This is a genomic window from Corynebacterium sp. HMSC070E08 (genome assembly GCF_001808895.1).
Lineage (GTDB): Bacteria > Actinomycetota > Actinomycetes > Mycobacteriales > Mycobacteriaceae > Corynebacterium > Corynebacterium hiratae.
Map to the genome: position 1 here is coordinate 35856 of NZ_KV794727.1, position 15249 is coordinate 51104.

The following is a 15249-nucleotide window of genomic DNA, read 5'->3' on the forward strand; positions in this document are numbered from 1 at the left end:
GAGCGCGGCGCCGCAACGAACTCCTAACAACCAACTGCTAACAGTTGCGCACCTCACAACGAAGGTTTAGATAAGGGCACAACAAGAGCGCCCACGTCCCCAACACGCAGTCCCCTACTCACCCGGACGCAGAACGAGACAGAACAGGAATGACTATGCAGTTCTCCAAGATTGCCGTAGCTACCGCTACCTCCGCAGCTTTAGCTTTGAGCACCATAACCGCCCCCGCCGCCGTGGCTGATGATTCTGAAGCACCGCGCGGTGGTAGCGCCATGTGGACCTATGACGCGATCATGACCGGAACCATGGATGCCATCGCCACTTCCCACCGCCCAGGGTCGCATCCCACCGAAAACTTCGGACTGGATCTGATTCTGTTCGCCCCAGTGGCCTTGCTCATGCTGCCACTGCAAAAGCTAGCTGAGGCCGAAGTGCACCTGTCCAGCCAATTCGGAATATAGCTGCGTCGCGATAAACGAAAACACGTTTCCCCGCGCTGCATGTTCAGCGCGGGGAAACGTGTTGTAGCCGGGATAATTTTCCCGAAGGGCTTAATACTTAGCCCTTAGGACGCTTAGCCCTTAAGCGTCCGTCAGGGAGATAAGGCCGTAGTCGAAGGCGTGGCGGCGGTAGACCACGGACGGCTTGTTGTTCTCCTCGTTGATGAAGAGGTAGAAGTCGTGGCCGACCAGCTCCATCTCGCTGAGTGCATCATCCACGGACATCGGGGTAGCCGGGTGCTCCTTGAAGCGCACAACCTGGCCCGGGCGAACGTCCTCGACCGTCTCTGCGTACGGATCGATGTAGCGTTCTTCCTTACCCGGCTTAGCCGCTTCAGCCTCGGCGACCAGCTCGGCAGCAATCTGACCGGTACCCTTCTGAGCGCGGTGGCCGGACTTCACGTTCTCGCGGCGCACCTTTACCTTGCGCAGGGAGCGCTCCATCTTGCCCAGAGCGGTCTCGAGTGCCGCGTAGAACGAATCTTCCTTAGCCTCAGCGCGGGCGATGTGCCCCTTGCCGGTAGCGGTAATCTGCAGACGCTCTGCCTCAGACTCGCGGCGCGGGTTCGGCTCGTGCTGCAGCTCCACGTGGAAGAAGGTCAGGGTCGGATCAAGGCGCTCGATCTTGGCTAGCTTTTCAGTGACACGTTCCTGGAAGTGCTCCGGAACCTCCACGTTACGACCGGTGATGGTGACCTGAGCGTTGGTCTGCTGGGACATGTAATGCCTCCCTTTACTCGTGGGGACTGAATGACTGCACATTCTGCGGACCTTATTCAAGCCTGTGATTCGAGGCTTAGTGTCCGCTTCCCTGTGACACCCCTCATGCTACCACTGGTCATAACCAACGGGTTCACTGGCCCCCTCTACAGAGGCTTGATGTCGCTCCACCCTACGCGTCTGCCAGGGCAATCGCCCCCGCCACGTCACCCCCGACGGCCCACACGCGAGCGGCGCTGGCGCGGAGTGTCGCGCCGGTCGTGATGACGTCGTCGACAAGCAGCACGCTGCGCCCCGCCAACATCCGGGCGGACGGCAGCAAGCGCACGGCACTGCGCATATTGTCTGTGCGCTCCGCGGCGTTGAGCTGCGACTGATCCGCACTGCCTTCGACCGTCATCAAGGCATTAACCACGTCCCAACCAGGAAGCCGAGCAGACGCCGCCCGGCACAGCGCGGCCACCGGATCACCACCACGCTTGCGGGCCGACGATGCTCGTGTCGGGGCGGGAACCAACAGCGCGGTCTCCGGAATGTCGCCGCGAGCACGCAGGTAGTCGATGCCAGCGGCAAGCACCGCGCCCAAATGCGCGCGCACCGCCTGGTGTCCGCGTTCCTTCATCGCGATGATGACCCCGCGGCGGGTATCGGAATACGGTCCGAGCGCCCACGCCGGAAAACCTAATGGCTGGGGACGTTCCACGCGGCGCGGTATCTGCCGCAGGTGGTGCTGGCAGGCTGCGCACAGCACCCCACCCGCAGAGGTCTCGCCCCCGCACCCGGCGCACGGGCGCGGTAGGAACAGCTCCACGAGCGCGGCGGTGGCCTCCCCTATCCCCCGATGTTTCGGCATGCGCCCTACTCTAGCCTGACTCCTGAGCTGTCCTCTAGCGCGCGATGATCGGAGAGGAACGCACTCCCTGCAGGCCTTCGACCTCACGCCAATAAGAACGCTCGGATCCACCCGCGGGAAGCTGCAGCAGCGCATGCGCATCGGTGACATAAAGCGTCGACGGCGAAGAGGCCACCGCGACCACGGGTGCGGTGATATTTCCGGTGGGCAGTGTGGTGGCCGAAGATCCGTCTTGCTCGATGCGCCACACCGGAGAGCTCGACGCCGAGGTACCCACGAGCAGGGAGCCGTCTGTCTGCCACTCCACCGACAAAGCAGAGCCGGCCAGCTCTGGGCCCACCTGGTGAACGTTGACGATGCGCCGCTCACCCGACGTCGCGCGGGCAACCACACCGGTATAAATGCTGCCATCGATAATCATGGCGATACGCGCTCCCGTCAGGGACAGCCGGATGACGGAGATTTCGCCTTCCACGTTCTCTAATGCGGAGGTGTCCACCTCCGCGGTGCTCAGCTCGCCGGTGGCCGGCGAGCGTGTCACGCGGACCACGTGCTTGCCGTCGACGACGGTCCACGCCACCTGTCCTCCCACCTCGAAGGTGGGGCGGGCTAAAGTTTCACCCTTGACCGAATCCTTGAGCTCGTGGCCGAGCTCGCCCATCGCCAGCTGTGACTCCTTCTCAGAGCGCTTGCGTACCGCGGCGACCATGCCCTCATCGGAGACGTCCGCGGACTGGATATCGTGAATCTGCCCGGCCATTCCCTGCACCTCGGTGCTGCCTTCACCTTTAACCTCGAGGAGTGAGCCGTCATTGACCGCGTAGAGCTTAGGCACGGACTGGGCAGCCACCTCTGGGTTGAACTCAGCAAAGTCATCGATGGTCATTTCCTCCATGCCGTCGACAAGCGGGCTGCCATCGATGGTGGCGCGCACTGAATTCGTGATCTCTGCGTTGTTGAGGGTCCAGACCAACTGGGCGGCGAACTTGAGGCGCTCCTCCTGGGTCATTCCTGCCATCCCGCTGAACTCGTAGACGCCATCGTTGATTCCCAAGAAGGTAGCGTCCTTGGGGCTTAAGGTGGACGTCGCCGGCGCGATATCGGAGGACGGCCCCTGCAGCAGCAGGGTCACTAGCTCCGAGGCGATTGACTCCTTCCCCGAATAGAGCCAACGACGGTCCGCCACCAGCAGGCGTTGGGTTGTATCGAAAAAGTACAGCGACTGCGGCCGGTAGCGGTTGCGCAGTTCGGTGCGCTCAATCACAGCACCAGTGGGCAAATCCGTGATGCGCCATTGCCCATTGAACTGGCGCAGTCGGACGGTTGCTTCGATGCGCGAATTATCGGGGACATAAGCCCCGCCATTGGCCAAACGGCCAATAATATTGCCGCGGACCGAGTATTCCAGGTCGCCGTCTTCCATATTGGACGTCACGAGATCGATGGAATCCACCACCAGAACGGTATCCGTGGGGTCCCAGGAATTAGCTATATTCGTCGAAAGGAAGGTGCGGGCGGCGGCGTAGTTACCGGTGGGAATCGCCACCGCCGAATAGAAGTCACGCACGAGGAGATCAGGCTCGCTATCTGTACGCGGTTCGACGACAGCATCGTCTGCCCGGTCATGCGGTTCGAAAGTCCCGATCACTTGCGGATCCGTGTTGTTCGGCAAGGTCGAGCACCCGACGAGGGCTATGAGCGCAACGCAGCTGAACACTGCGAGTGGGCGGCGGGCCGGCATCATCGCTGGGCCTCCTCCTCGAAATCAGGAACGGTGTTGTGATTGAAAGGCGTGTCCACGCCACGGGATTCGCGCTCTGAAGGCCACACGATTCCTGTGTCCGACTCACCTTTAAACACAGGCATGCCCGGCTCCGAGGTCACCTCGAGCGCGGATTGTTCTTCTGCCTCGACCTGCTCCGGGGCGCCCGGCACCTCCAGAGCGATGGGCTCAGACTCAACCGTCTGGCCTGGTGTGCGCGGCAGGATCAGCCGGAAGCGCGAGCCCACGCCGAAGTAGCCAATAGCGTCCAACGTACCGCCGTGCAGCACCGCATCCTCGCGGGCGATGGCAAGGCCCAGACCGGTTCCGCCAGAATGGCGTTTACGGGAAGAATCCGCGCGCCAGAAGCGGTTGAACACCAACTCCTCCTGGCCCTCCTTGAGGCCGACACCGGAGTCGGTGACAGCGATGCCGACGGCGTCCTCCGTCGCCCCGATATCCACGGTGACGGGTTTGCCTTCAGAGTGATCAATGGCGTTCGCGAGCAGGTTGCGCAGGATGCGCTCGACACGCCGTGAATCGCATTCGACGGCCACGGGTTCCTCCGGAACATGCACGATGACCTCCACATCGAGCTCGGCGGCGAGGTGTTCAACCTGGCTCAGTGCGGAGTCTACGCAGGAACGAATATCGATGGAGGCCGTGGACAGATCCGCCACGCCCGCATCGTGGCGAGAGATCTCCAGCAGATCCGCGAGCAAGTCCTCGAAGCGATCCAGCTCCTTAATAAGCAGCTCCGCCGAGCGCTTGGTATAAGGGTTGAACTCATCCGCGTCCGCCGCAATGACATCCGCCGCCATGCGCACCGTGGTCAGTGGCGTGCGCAACTCGTGGGACACGTCGGAGGTGAACTGCCGTTGGAGATCGCCATACTCCTCCAGTTGGGTGATTTGTTTGGAGAGCTTATCCGCCATGTCGTTGAAGGAAGAGGCAAGGCGGCCCATCTCATCATCCGAGTTGACCACCATGCGCTCACGCAGGTGGCCGGCGGCAAAGCGCTGCGCGATGCGGGAGGCAGAGCGAATCGGCACGATCACTTGCTGGGTAGCCAGCCACGCGATGCCCACGAGGAGGACCACGACGACCACTCCAGCAGCAGAGAGCAATCCGCGCATGAGCGCCATCGTCGATTCCTCAGACTCCATGGAGAGCACGAGGTAGACCTGGGTATTCGGGATATCACTTTCAATGGGGGTGCCCACCATCAGTGCGTTGTAGGTAGCCCCCGATTGCTGGTCCACCGTGGCGTACTGCTGCACGACTTGGCCCTGACCGACGAGCTCCCGCATGCCATCGGGGATGCGGTAACCCTCCGGTGAGGTGGTGGCTGTGCCGTCGGAGTTCTCCACAAGGATGACCGGCTCGTACACGGCCTGGGCATCAGGTTGCTGTGCCGACATCTGCCCCAGTGCGGCGCGTGCGGAGTTGATACGCACCTGCGTTGAGTTAGCCGTTCCTGTCGCATCAATCTGTTGCTCCACGGCTACGCGGGCGCGGTCGAGCTCTTGCAGCGCGGTGTCCTCTTTCTGGCTCACCAGCTGCTGCGTGAGCACCGACACCAGGGCGTAGGCCAGAATGATCATGACCACCGTGGAGGCCACCAGCATCATGCCCAGCACGCGTGTCTGCAGGGACGTACGCCAGCGCTCGACGATGCCATCCCGGGCTCGCGCTAACCAACCAAAAATAGCGGCAGTCCTTTACTCGGCGGTTTTTCCAGTCTTGTACCCCACACCGCGCACGGTGAGGACGATGTGTGGATCCTCCGGATCGTGCTCAATCTTGGCGCGCAAGCGCTGAACGTGCACGTTGACGAGGCGAGTATCCGAGGCATGGCGGTAACCCCAAACGGATTCGAGCAACGCCTCACGGGTGTGGACCTGCCCGGGCTTGCGGGCCATTTCCAAAAGGAGGTCGAACTCCAGCGGGGTCAACGAGATTTCCTCGCCGCCCTTGCGGGTGACGGTGTGCTCAGGAACGTCGATCAGCAGGTCCCCTACCTCGATGATCTCTCCGGAGCCCCCGTCGATCCGACGCAGGCGCGCACGGATGCGGGCGATGAGTTCCTTGGGCTTGAAGGGCTTGGTGATGTAGTCATCCGCCCCCGATTCGAGGCCGAGAACCACATCAACGGTGTCCGTCTTCGCGGTGAGCATGACGATGGGCACAGAAGACTCGGTGCGGATGGCACGGCAAATATCGACGCCGTTCATGCCCGGAAGCATGAGATCCAACAGGATCAGATCTGGGTCGTGCTCGCGGAAGGCCGGGATGGCCTCGTTACCATCGTTGACGGCAATAGGTTCCAGCCCCTCTGCCTCGAGCACGATGGTGAGCATTTCGGCGATTGCCGGGTCATCATCCACGACCAAGATTTTCGGTGCCACGTTATTGTTCTCCTACAAGCTCCTTGACAGCTTGGATAATCATATCGGCATCCGCGGTGGCGATCCACTGCCCAGCCCACTGCTGCTGCGCTAGACGACGGTAAGCAGCGGCCGTGCGGGCCTGCAGCCCCGCATCCCGCTCATAGCGATCGCGATGGCGCCCCTCATCCTCCGCCGCCCGGGCTACGGCGCGCTGGCCGGCGACTTCGACGTCAGTGTCCAAGAAGATCTGCAACTGTGGAACGGGAAGGCCAAAACGCTCGAATTCGAGCTCGTAGACCCAGTCAACGATGAGCTCCCCGCCCACCCTTGCGGCGGAGTAGGCCGCGTTCGACGCCACGTAGCGATCCAGGATGAGCAAGGAGTCTGCGGATTCGGCGGCAGCGAGCAGCTGTTCCTTAGCACCCCACCGATCTAGGGCAAAGAGCGTGGCCATCCCGTAGGCCGAATCGGTGAGATCTCCCATGCGCCCGTAGAGCGCTTCCTGCGCGAGCTGCGCGTGCACGGAGTCTTCGTAGCGCGGGAAGCTTAAGACCGAGACCTCGCAGTCGAGCTCTTCCCGCAGACGCTGGGTGATGGTGCTCTTTCCCGCACCATCGATTCCTTCAATACTGATCAGCATGCTGGCGTACTAGGAAAGCGCCTCGATGAAGGGCTCGAGGTCGTAGTCCTCCTCGACGCCTTCGAGCAGCTCGAGGGCGTGCTCGTTGAGGTTCTCGCTCCCGGAACCGGCCAGATCACGAATGAATGGGTAGTCCTCAACCACCTCCCCGGCGCTGAACGGGGCGCCCGCCCAAATCGCGGCGATCGTGGCCGCCGCCAGCGCGTTGCGTTGCTCGTCCTCGGTCTGATCCTCACCGGAGACCGCCAGGGCGCAGGCATCATCGACCGCGGCAACGATCTCTTCGTCCTCAAGGTCTGCCAGTTCATCCAAGAAGTCGACGTTGACTTCGTCGGCGAAGATGTCCTCATCCCATGAGCTCATTGTTTCTCCTTCATCTTTACGCGAATAGGGGGTTTATGTTGGGGTCTATTTTCTTGTGTCCACGGTGGGTCAGTGTGGCGTCGTGGGGCGCGCCCACCGCCAAGCCGCTATCTAATCCAATTTCTACCATTCTTTAGGCGCCCTTATGCAAGGCTTCGGCCAATGAGCCCGTTTATTACAGCTGCGCCACAGTTCTCCGTAACGCCGACCTGCCTGCATCGTAGAAAGAATTATGAACAGGGATTATTGCCCAGGCCATTTACTATCCCTATATTCGTGCTATCGTTGTTACCGACTTGTGACCTTTGTGCAGTTAGGAGAGCGCCCCGCATGACGAGCAGTTCACGCCGCATCCTCGCCTTCGTGGCGGCCGGCCTCCTGTGTGCCGTCGCCGTGGGCGTCGCGGTGTGGCGCATGAGCGCACCCGAATCCGTCGTGGCTAAGCCCTCGGCCGCCACCGCGGTGTCCAGCACAGCCACCACGTCCTCATCAGCGACGCACTCCTACACCACCACGGCTTCTCCGACGACCACCCAGTCGAAGGACTCGCACACGCCGGTTGCTGCACCGGCAGAGGATCCGTACTTAGCGCCGAACGCCGTTGTCAACAACACGGAGCCCGCTGGCCCCACGGCCGTCTACCGTCCGGATAACGTCTCCTCATTGCAGAACCAGCAACCGCAGGCGACACAGAACGCACAGAACCCGCAGAACCCGCCGGCACCGGTTGCTACCACCCCAGCGACTGCTCCCTCGACTGACTCGTCGACGGCCTCCGAATCCGTGGCACCTGGCTCTACCCCGCAGCACACCGAGCCAACGCCGCCGCCGGCCACCCTGGAGCCGCAGACTGCCGCACCGCAGGATTCGGGCCCACAGGAATCCCGCGGGGAACGCGAGCACAACCCCCAGTTGACCGAGCAGCAACCCACCGAGGCCCCTATATCCCCGCAGGGCGAGGACTCCCCTAAGGCTTCTGATTCCTTCATCCCGCAGCCGGCCGGGCTCGCCCAAGAAGCCCCGAAGCCTGAGGCCGAGCCTGACTCCGTTACGGAACACCGTGAGCCGACCGAAGCCGAGCAAAAGCAGTGGGACGAGTCTGCTCAGCACGGCAACGAGGCGCTAGAGGAGCTGGCGCGCGAGTCCGAGGCGCACCGAACCAATGCGGCCCCCACCCCGGCAGCCCCAACGGATGACGTCCCCGCCGCAGAGGAACCGTCCGCAGAAACCCCCACCGCCGTTAAGCCGGGCGAGAAACCCATGGAACCCGCCGCCGAACCGGCAGCGGTGCATCCTTAAAGGTGCACCTCTAAAGGTGCACCTTAAGCTCTAGACGCGAGCGACAAATACCTCCGCGCCTTCGGCCTTCGCGGCACGGATCGTGACGGCTGGGTCGCTGGCTGGAATCCATGCTGCGTGGCCAGCGCTAAAGTCCACGCTCTCCCCCTCGTCGTTGCTCACCGTGGCCGCGCCAGCGGTGCACAGCAGGATCATCGGGCCATCGCTGTCTACCTCGGCGGAGTCCGCACCCGAAAGCTCCACGCGGTCCAGCAAGAATTCCCCAATCGGCACCGGGTAGGCCCACGCCGTGGCGCCCGTAATGCTGCCTGTTGCTTCCTTTTCAGCTGCATCTGCGTGCGCTACTTGCTCCACTCGCGGATCCTCTGCCGCCTGATACGTCAGGACCTTGACCAGTTCAGGGACGTCAACGAACTTCGGGGTCAGGCCGCCGCGCAGCACGTTGTCCGAGTTGGCCATGATCTCCACGCCCAGACCAGACACATAGGCGTGCAGCTGTCCGGCGTCGAGGTAGATCGCCTCACCCGGCTGCAAGACGATGTGGTTCAGCAGCAGCGCGCCCAGCACGCCGATGTCCCCCGGGTACTGCTCGTTGATCTTCGACACGGTCCCCATCACGGTAGACATCCACGGCTCACCGGCTTGGCTTTCGCGCAGGCGCTCGCCCGCGGCTACCACCGCGCTGATAAGCTCCTTGCGCTTAGCGCTGGGGATAGTGATCCACGTGGTAAACAGCGCGCGGAGGCTGTCGCCTTCAGCAGCGGGGTCCGGATCGAGCATGCCCTCGTAGTGCGCGAGCTCTTCGCAGTCCAAAGCCGCGAAGAGGCTGCGGGTCTGCGAGAGGGGGCGGAAGCCCGCCATGGCGTAAAACTCTGTGAGTGCCACGATGAGCTCCGGCTTGTGGTTGTCATCCTTGTAGTTGCGGTTGGCCGCCGTGAGTTCGATACCCTCCGCGTTCTCGCGGGCAAAGCCTTCCTCGGCCTGTTGCTTGGACGGGTGCGCCTGCAGCGACAGCGGCTCGGCGGCAGCCAGGATCTTCAACAGGAAGGGCAGTCCGGCTCCGTACGTTTCCGCTACCCGCTTGCCCAGTTGTCCTTGCGGATCCGCGGCGATGATCTCATCCAGCTTCTCGCCATCCACCGTCGAGGGATCAGCCGGGTGCGCGCCGAACCACAGCTCAGCCACCGGGCTATTAGCTTCCGGCTCGCCGAGCAGCGTGGGGATCAGCGTGCGCGAACCCCACGAGTAGTTGCGGGCGGCGCTGGTGAGCAACTTCATTGACTTCCTCTGTTTCTATTTCACGTCGTAGGCGGTCGCGGCATAACTGCGCGTAATCAACTGCAGCGCGCGGGCCAATTCCCCACAGGAGGTGTCGGCGCTCGCCGCTGCGAAAGAATGGGGAAGGTTCGCCTCTTCCTGTCCCCATAAAACAACTCTCAAGGGTACCAAAGGCTCTTCCGCTTCAAACGGGTCATAGAAGATGTCAGTCTGGTCTGTCTGCAGAATCGGCCCTAAGCCTTCCGCATCAACAACGGTCCCTCCCAGCCCGTGGGCTGCCCACAGCTCACCGGCCATGCGGGCGACAAGCGCGCCGAAGTGCACGCGCGTGCGCTCTTCTGACAGCGCATAGGGATCAGGCCCGCTGCTGTGGATGACCCGGCCGCCGTCCACGAACTCACGCAACGCGCGCCCAGGGTTCGTCGTGGAGTCACGTTGCGGGGATAGTGCTTCCAGCTCACGGTCCACGGCATCGGCGACGTCCTCCACGCGACGAGAAACGAGAACTGGGTCTTCGCTCAGCACCGCGTACACCGCGTGCACGGCTGTAATCACGCGCACCGGGGAGATACCTTCGGCGGTGGGCAAAGTGTCTATGACGATGGTGTCTTCGGGCGCGTCCTCAATCTCATTGAGGAGGACGGTCGTGGCACCCCGGCGCGCAGCAGTATGCAGCGCGCGCTCCACCCACGGGCTATCCCCCGCCACCACCACGACGTCGAGGGCACCAGTAAAGCGCGGCAGTGATTCGCTGACCATGATGGGGACTTCAGCGGGCTCAGCTAGGCCCACAGCAACGTGAGCGGCAGCGCGGGAAACTTGGTCGGCGGCAAGGATGACGAGGCTTCGCGGACGGAGTCCGCCCAGCACGCGAGCAAGCTCCGGCACGGATGCAGCCACCACGCGCGCTTGGGCGCCTTCGTGGGCGATGTCAAAGAAGCCCACGGTTTCGGGGTCATAGGAAGTCATAGGCCCGAGCATAGCTAGGATGAGTGGCCATGAGCATTCATCCGGTAGTCCTTGTTGGCGGCGGCCCTGGCGCGTGGGATCTCATCACCGTGCGCGGCATGCGAGCACTGCAGGAAGCCGATGTCGTCGTGGCCGATCACCTCGGCCCCACCGCCCAGCTAGATAAGCTGTGCGATATTAATGCCAAGGAGCTTATCGACGTCTCCAAGATCCCCTACCGCGCCCAAGTGGCCCAGGAGCGTATCAACGAGATTCTGGTTGAGAACGCCCGCCAGGGGCGCCGCGTGGTCCGCCTCAAAGGCGGGGACCCGTATGTGTTTGGGCGTGGCTTCGAGGAGCTCACGGCGCTTACCGAAGCGGGTATCCCGGTGGAGGTCGTCCCCGGGGTGACCTCGGCGGTCGCGGTGCCCGCCCTGGCGGGCACTCCGGTGACGCACCGCGGCGTCGTTCATGCCTTCACTGTGGTCTCCGGGCACCTGCCGCCCGGCCACCCCAAGTCCTTGGTGGATTGGGCAGCACTGGCGCAGTCCGGGGCTACCTTGTCCGTCATCATGGGCGTCAAAAACGCGGCCGCCATCGCCGCTGCGCTGATCGACGCCTCCCTCTCCCCCCACACCCCCGTGCGCATCATCCAGGAAGGCTCCCTCGATGGCGAGCGGGCCTTCAGCTGCGAGCTCGCGGAGCTGGGGGCCACCATGGAGGAGCACTCGGTGGCTCCCCCGGCGGTCATCGTCATCGGTGAGGTTGCTGGGCTCTAGCCCCGAGTTCTACTCAACTCCGACGCGCTCTTCCTCCGATTCCGCGGAGCTGCCTGCATGGGCGCCCTCGCGGCCAGTTGGCTCCGTCGTTTCAACGACACGACTGCCACCGCGTTGCTGCGAAGCAGCATCCCCCTCCGAGCTCTGTGCAGACCGGGCCCGGCGCTGGTTCGCCCAGACCGTGAGAGCAACACCGAGGACCAGCGCAGCGACCTGCAGAAGAAGGATCTGCTGATGCGCCAGCGCCCACCCTAGGGCCTTCGGAATGTTGAGCGTCACGATAGCCGTGCCCACGAAGCCTCCAAGGAGCGTGGGGTTAATGCGGGAGATGAGCCACGCCGCAATCGGTGCGGTGATCATCCCGCCGATAAGCAACGCTACAACCGCGGCGGCGTTAGCCACGATCTCCTCCCAGAGGCCAACGATGAAGCCCGCCGTGGCGCCAAAAGTGACGAGGAATTCTGCGGTGTTGACGGTGCCGACGATGCGCCGCGGCTGCTCGCGGCCGACCGCCATGAGCGTCGAGGTGGAAATCGGGCCCCAGCCACCGCCGCCCGAAGCATCGACGAAGCCTCCCACCACGCCGAGCCCCGCGAGAAAAGGAGTGGAGTGCTGTCGGGTCTCCTGCGATGTACTGATCCGTGGGCGTGAGAAGCGCCAGACTAGGTTGATGCCGAGGACCACGAGAATAGCGGAGGTCACGGGCGCGGCAGCCTCGAGCGAGAGGTTAGACAGAACCGTCGCTCCAATGAAGGCCGACAAACCTCCCGGCACGCCGAGCTTGAGCACCGTGGGCCAATGCACGTTGCCAAAACGCCAGTGGCTGATTCCCGAGACCAAGGTGGTGCCTAGCTCCGAGGTATGCACCACGGCGGAGGCCGTCGCCGGTCCCAAACCCGCCAGCAGCAGGATGGTGGTGGAAGTGACGCCGAAGCCCATGCCGATGCCGCCGTCGACAAGCTGCGCGGCGGCACCCGCAATCGCGATGAGGATGAGGCTACGCATGGGCCACCTCCGCATAACGGTGGGAAACAATGCCGGCGAGTGCCTCACCCAGCGGAGGGAGAACCTGCCGGGACTCCCCGCCCCTGTGCCCTGCATCCTCGTCGAGGCGATCTAAGAGCAGTCCCGGGCTCACAAAGAGTGGCACGACGACCTCCTGATTGCCATCTGAACCAACGGGCTCGCGCTCACCACGCGTGGCATAGGCAACCTTCGCTGTGCAGCCGGTGAGCTCACCGACGCGTCGTGCTAGATCCGCGACGTCAGCGTTGGCACGCTCATCGGAGGAGCCGACAGAATAGAGCACAACGGTATCTGTCCCCTCCGGAACGCGCTTAGCCAACAGACGCGCCATGTCCTCGCCGGTACCGAGGCCACGGGCTTGGTGAAGGCGCACTCCGGACGCCGCAGAGGCCTGGGCCAAAGCTGCAGGAACATCGATGCGCTGGTGGTAGCCCTCGGTAAAGAGCAGAGGCACAACGACCGCCTCGCGTACCCCTTGCGCTGCTAGGCTGCGCGCCGCCTCATCGAGCAGCGGGTCATTGAATTCCAAGTGTGCGGCGGTAGCCGGCACCCCGGCTAGCTCGCCAGCGGCGTGGGTCAGGGCCATAACGTTCGCTGCGGCCTCGGGGTGGCGTGAGCCGTGAGACAGGGTTAGTAAAGCAGTAGTAGCGGTCGGGGCGGTCATGGTGTGTTTCCTTAAGTGTGAGCTTTCGCGGTGGAGTGGCCGCGGCGAGCGAGAGAGCGCTGCAGCGCCTCCGCGGAGGAGACCGCCGGCGCAGGCGCTACGGGGGCATCGTCTTGGCCGTGGAAGCGTACGGAAAAGATGCGGAGGCATTCTTCGCACTTCCAGGCAAAATCATCTTCCTCATCGGGAAACAGGTTTGTTCCGGCGCAGTAGGGACAAAAGGCTGGGTGGTTACGGTTGGGGTTGGGCTGGCGGCGGAAATTCACTGCAGGTCCTCCTCGTCCGCGCGCAGGACCCAGTGGCGGAACTGTTCGCCGTCTTCGCGCTGCTCCTTATATTTATTGACCAAGCGGATGACGTAGTCGGGCACTTCGTCGGCCACCACCTTGTGTCCGCGCAACTTGCGGCCCCAGTCCGGGGATAGGCCGAGGGCACCGCCCAGGTGGACCTGGAAGCCTTCGACGCGGTTGCCATCGGCATCGGTCACGATCTGTCCCTTGAGGCCAATATCCGATACCTGCGAGCGTGCGCAGGCGTTGGGGCAGCCGTTGAGGGCGATGGACAGCGGCACGTCGAGGTCACCGAGGGTATCTTCCAGGATGTCGACGAGCTCGATGGCGCGGGCCTTGGTGGTCACGTGGGCGAGCTTACAAAACTCCAGGCCGGTGCAGGAGATGACGCCGCGGCGGAACTCCGAGGGCTGGGAGTACAGGCCCGTCTCATCCAAAGCGCGGGACAAGGCGGGGATGTCCTCTTCCTCGACGTCGAGGAAGAGAAGCTCCTTCATCGGGGTCGTACGGATGCGGTTGATTCCGAATTTCTCGGCCACGTCGGCGATGGCGATGAGCTGCTCACCGGTGGCATGCCCCACGGTGGGCTTGACGCCCACGTAGAACTTGCCGTCCCGCTGGCGGTGCACGCCGAGGTGGTCGCGGTCGCCAGGGGCGATGGGGAGCGGGAGGCCGTCGAAAAGCGGCGCGTCCAGATACTCCTCTTCTAGGACCCTGCGGAACTTCTCAATGCCCCACTGCGCCACGAGGAACTTCAGGCGCGCGCGGTTGCGGTTGCGGCGGAAGCCATAATCGCGGAAGATGCGCGCGACACCGGCCCACACCACCGGGACACGCTCAAGCGGAATCCATGCCCCGAGGGATTGCGAGAGCATCGGGTTGGTGGACAGGCCTCCGCCCACGAAGCAGTCGAAGCCCGGCCCGTACTCAGGGTGCTCGGTGCCAACAAAAGCGATGTCCTGGATTTCGTGCGTCACGTCCTGCCGGGAGTTGCCAGAAATAGCGGTCTTAAACTTGCGTGGGAGGTTGTGGAACTCCTCGCGCGGGAGGTAGTCATTCTTGATCTCCTCGATGGCCGGGGTGGCGTCGATAATTTCGTCAGCAGCCACTCCCGCTACCGGTGAGCCCAGGATGACACGGGGGACGTCGCCGCAGCCCAGCAAGGTATCCAAACCAACAGAGCGCAGTTTCTCCCAAATGGCGGGGACATCCTCAATCTGGATCCAGTGCAGCTGGATGTTCTGGCGGTCCGTAAAGTCCGCGGTGGAGCGCGCATAGTCGCGCGAAATCTCTCCTACGGCGCGCAACTTGGCGGGATCGGCGCGGCCGCCGTCGAAGCGCACGCGCATCATGAAGTATTCATCCTGCAGCTCGGTGTTGCTGAGCTTGGAGGTCATCTCCCCGCCCAGGTTCTGGTTGCGCTGGGTGTACAGGCCCAACCACTTGAAACGGGGAGCGAGATCCTCGGCGGGGATGGAAGAAAACCCCTGCTTGGAATAGATATCGATAACGCGCTGGCGCACGGCGAGGGCGTCGTCAGCCTGCTTGATCTCCTCGTCGGAGTTCAGCGGGGCGGTGCCATCAATCTTCCACTGGCCTTCCGGCTTCTTCGCGCGGGGTGGCCGCTTCGTCGCGGTGGTCATAATCTGCTGCCTTTCGTCGGATAGTGAAAACCTACCGGTCTAGCTAAAACAGACAAAGCGGTCTTTTTTATTTTCTTCCGAATATGCAAAGCAC

General features: G+C 63.1%; 16 protein-coding genes. 3 read left to right on the forward strand and 13 right to left on the reverse strand.

The features are described from left to right. Positions 1-149 precede the first annotated feature (149 nt). Positions 150-461: a hypothetical protein gene (locus tag HMPREF2526_RS00655; protein ID WP_141759833.1), complete on the forward strand. Its 312-nt coding sequence runs from the start codon at positions 150-152 to the stop codon at positions 459-461. A gap of 120 nt (positions 462-581) precedes the next feature. On the opposite strand, the gene hpf is transcribed toward HMPREF2526_RS00655, so the two are convergent. From hpf to HMPREF2526_RS00690, 7 genes are all read right to left on the reverse strand, one after another. Further along, positions 582-1220 carry a ribosome hibernation-promoting factor, HPF/YfiA family gene (gene hpf, locus HMPREF2526_RS00660; RefSeq protein ID WP_046647448.1) on the reverse strand — a complete coding sequence of 213 codons (639 nt, stop codon included), beginning with the start codon at positions 1218-1220 and terminating at the stop codon, positions 582-584. 172 nt (positions 1221-1392) lie between these two features. Further along, positions 1393-2073 (reverse strand): ComF family protein, encoded by a 681-nt coding sequence (locus tag HMPREF2526_RS13555; RefSeq protein WP_046647446.1) that lies wholly within the window; start codon positions 2071-2073, stop codon positions 1393-1395. A 34-nt stretch (positions 2074-2107) separates the two neighbouring features. Beyond that, a complete protein-coding gene (gene lpqB, locus HMPREF2526_RS00670; RefSeq protein ID WP_046647445.1) occupies positions 2108-3817 on the reverse strand; it encodes an MtrAB system accessory lipoprotein LpqB in 1710 nt (569 codons plus the stop codon). Beyond that, positions 3814-5487, reverse strand: a complete 1674-nt coding sequence (gene mtrB / locus HMPREF2526_RS00675; RefSeq protein WP_268865445.1) for an MtrAB system histidine kinase MtrB — start codon at positions 5485-5487, stop codon at positions 3814-3816. The genes lpqB and mtrB overlap by 4 nt, the downstream gene beginning before the upstream one ends. A 69-nt stretch (positions 5488-5556) precedes the next feature. Next, entirely contained in the window at positions 5557-6243 is a 687-nt protein-coding gene (mtrA, locus tag HMPREF2526_RS00680; RefSeq protein ID WP_046647444.1) for an MtrAB system response regulator MtrA, read from the reverse strand. A gap of 1 nt (position 6244) precedes the next feature. After that, positions 6245-6865, reverse strand: coding sequence for a dTMP kinase (locus tag HMPREF2526_RS00685; RefSeq protein WP_070545205.1), 621 nt, complete (start codon positions 6863-6865; stop codon positions 6245-6247). Positions 6866-6874: 9 nt separating this feature from the next. After that, the gene (locus HMPREF2526_RS00690; protein ID WP_046647442.1) at positions 6875-7228 is read right to left on the reverse strand and encodes a DUF4259 domain-containing protein; all 354 of its coding nucleotides are present in this window, start codon (positions 7226-7228) and stop codon (positions 6875-6877) included. 330 nt (positions 7229-7558) lie between these two features. Here HMPREF2526_RS00690 and HMPREF2526_RS00695 point away from each other — a divergent pair, with 330 nt between their 5' ends. Further along, the gene (locus tag HMPREF2526_RS00695; protein ID WP_070545207.1) at positions 7559-8527 is read left to right on the forward strand and encodes a DNA-directed RNA polymerase II; all 969 of its coding nucleotides are present in this window, start codon (positions 7559-7561) and stop codon (positions 8525-8527) included. 30 nt (positions 8528-8557) lie between these two features. On the opposite strand, the gene manA is transcribed toward HMPREF2526_RS00695, so the two are convergent. Then, positions 8558-9805 (reverse strand): mannose-6-phosphate isomerase, class I, encoded by a 1248-nt coding sequence (manA, locus tag HMPREF2526_RS00700; protein WP_070545209.1) that lies wholly within the window; start codon positions 9803-9805, stop codon positions 8558-8560. A gap of 15 nt (positions 9806-9820) precedes the next feature. Beyond that, positions 9821-10774 (reverse strand): exopolyphosphatase, encoded by a 954-nt coding sequence (locus tag HMPREF2526_RS00705; RefSeq protein WP_246819833.1) that lies wholly within the window; start codon positions 10772-10774, stop codon positions 9821-9823. A 29-nt stretch (positions 10775-10803) separates the two neighbouring features. Here HMPREF2526_RS00705 and cobA point away from each other — a divergent pair, with 29 nt between their 5' ends. Next, positions 10804-11532 (forward strand): uroporphyrinogen-III C-methyltransferase, encoded by a 729-nt coding sequence (gene cobA / locus HMPREF2526_RS00710; RefSeq protein ID WP_070512234.1) that lies wholly within the window; start codon positions 10804-10806, stop codon positions 11530-11532. Between the two features lie 9 nt (positions 11533-11541). Here cobA and HMPREF2526_RS00715 read toward each other — a convergent pair whose 3' ends face one another. From HMPREF2526_RS00715 to HMPREF2526_RS00730, 4 genes are read right to left on the reverse strand one after another with little or no spacing between them, the layout of a single operon-like run. Then, positions 11542-12537 (reverse strand): sulfite exporter TauE/SafE family protein, encoded by a 996-nt coding sequence (locus tag HMPREF2526_RS00715; RefSeq protein ID WP_070512237.1) that lies wholly within the window; start codon positions 12535-12537, stop codon positions 11542-11544. After that, positions 12530-13222 carry a sirohydrochlorin chelatase gene (locus HMPREF2526_RS00720; RefSeq protein ID WP_070545213.1) on the reverse strand — a complete coding sequence of 231 codons (693 nt, stop codon included), beginning with the start codon at positions 13220-13222 and terminating at the stop codon, positions 12530-12532. The genes HMPREF2526_RS00715 and HMPREF2526_RS00720 overlap by 8 nt, the downstream gene beginning before the upstream one ends. Before the next feature lie 11 nt (positions 13223-13233). Further along, positions 13234-13488 carry a hypothetical protein gene (locus tag HMPREF2526_RS00725; protein WP_049156060.1) on the reverse strand — a complete coding sequence of 85 codons (255 nt, stop codon included), beginning with the start codon at positions 13486-13488 and terminating at the stop codon, positions 13234-13236. Next, positions 13485-15155 (reverse strand): nitrite/sulfite reductase, encoded by a 1671-nt coding sequence (locus HMPREF2526_RS00730; RefSeq protein ID WP_070545215.1) that lies wholly within the window; start codon positions 15153-15155, stop codon positions 13485-13487. Before HMPREF2526_RS00730 ends, HMPREF2526_RS00725 begins: the two co-directional genes overlap by 4 nt. Between the last annotated feature and the right edge of the window lie 94 nt (positions 15156-15249).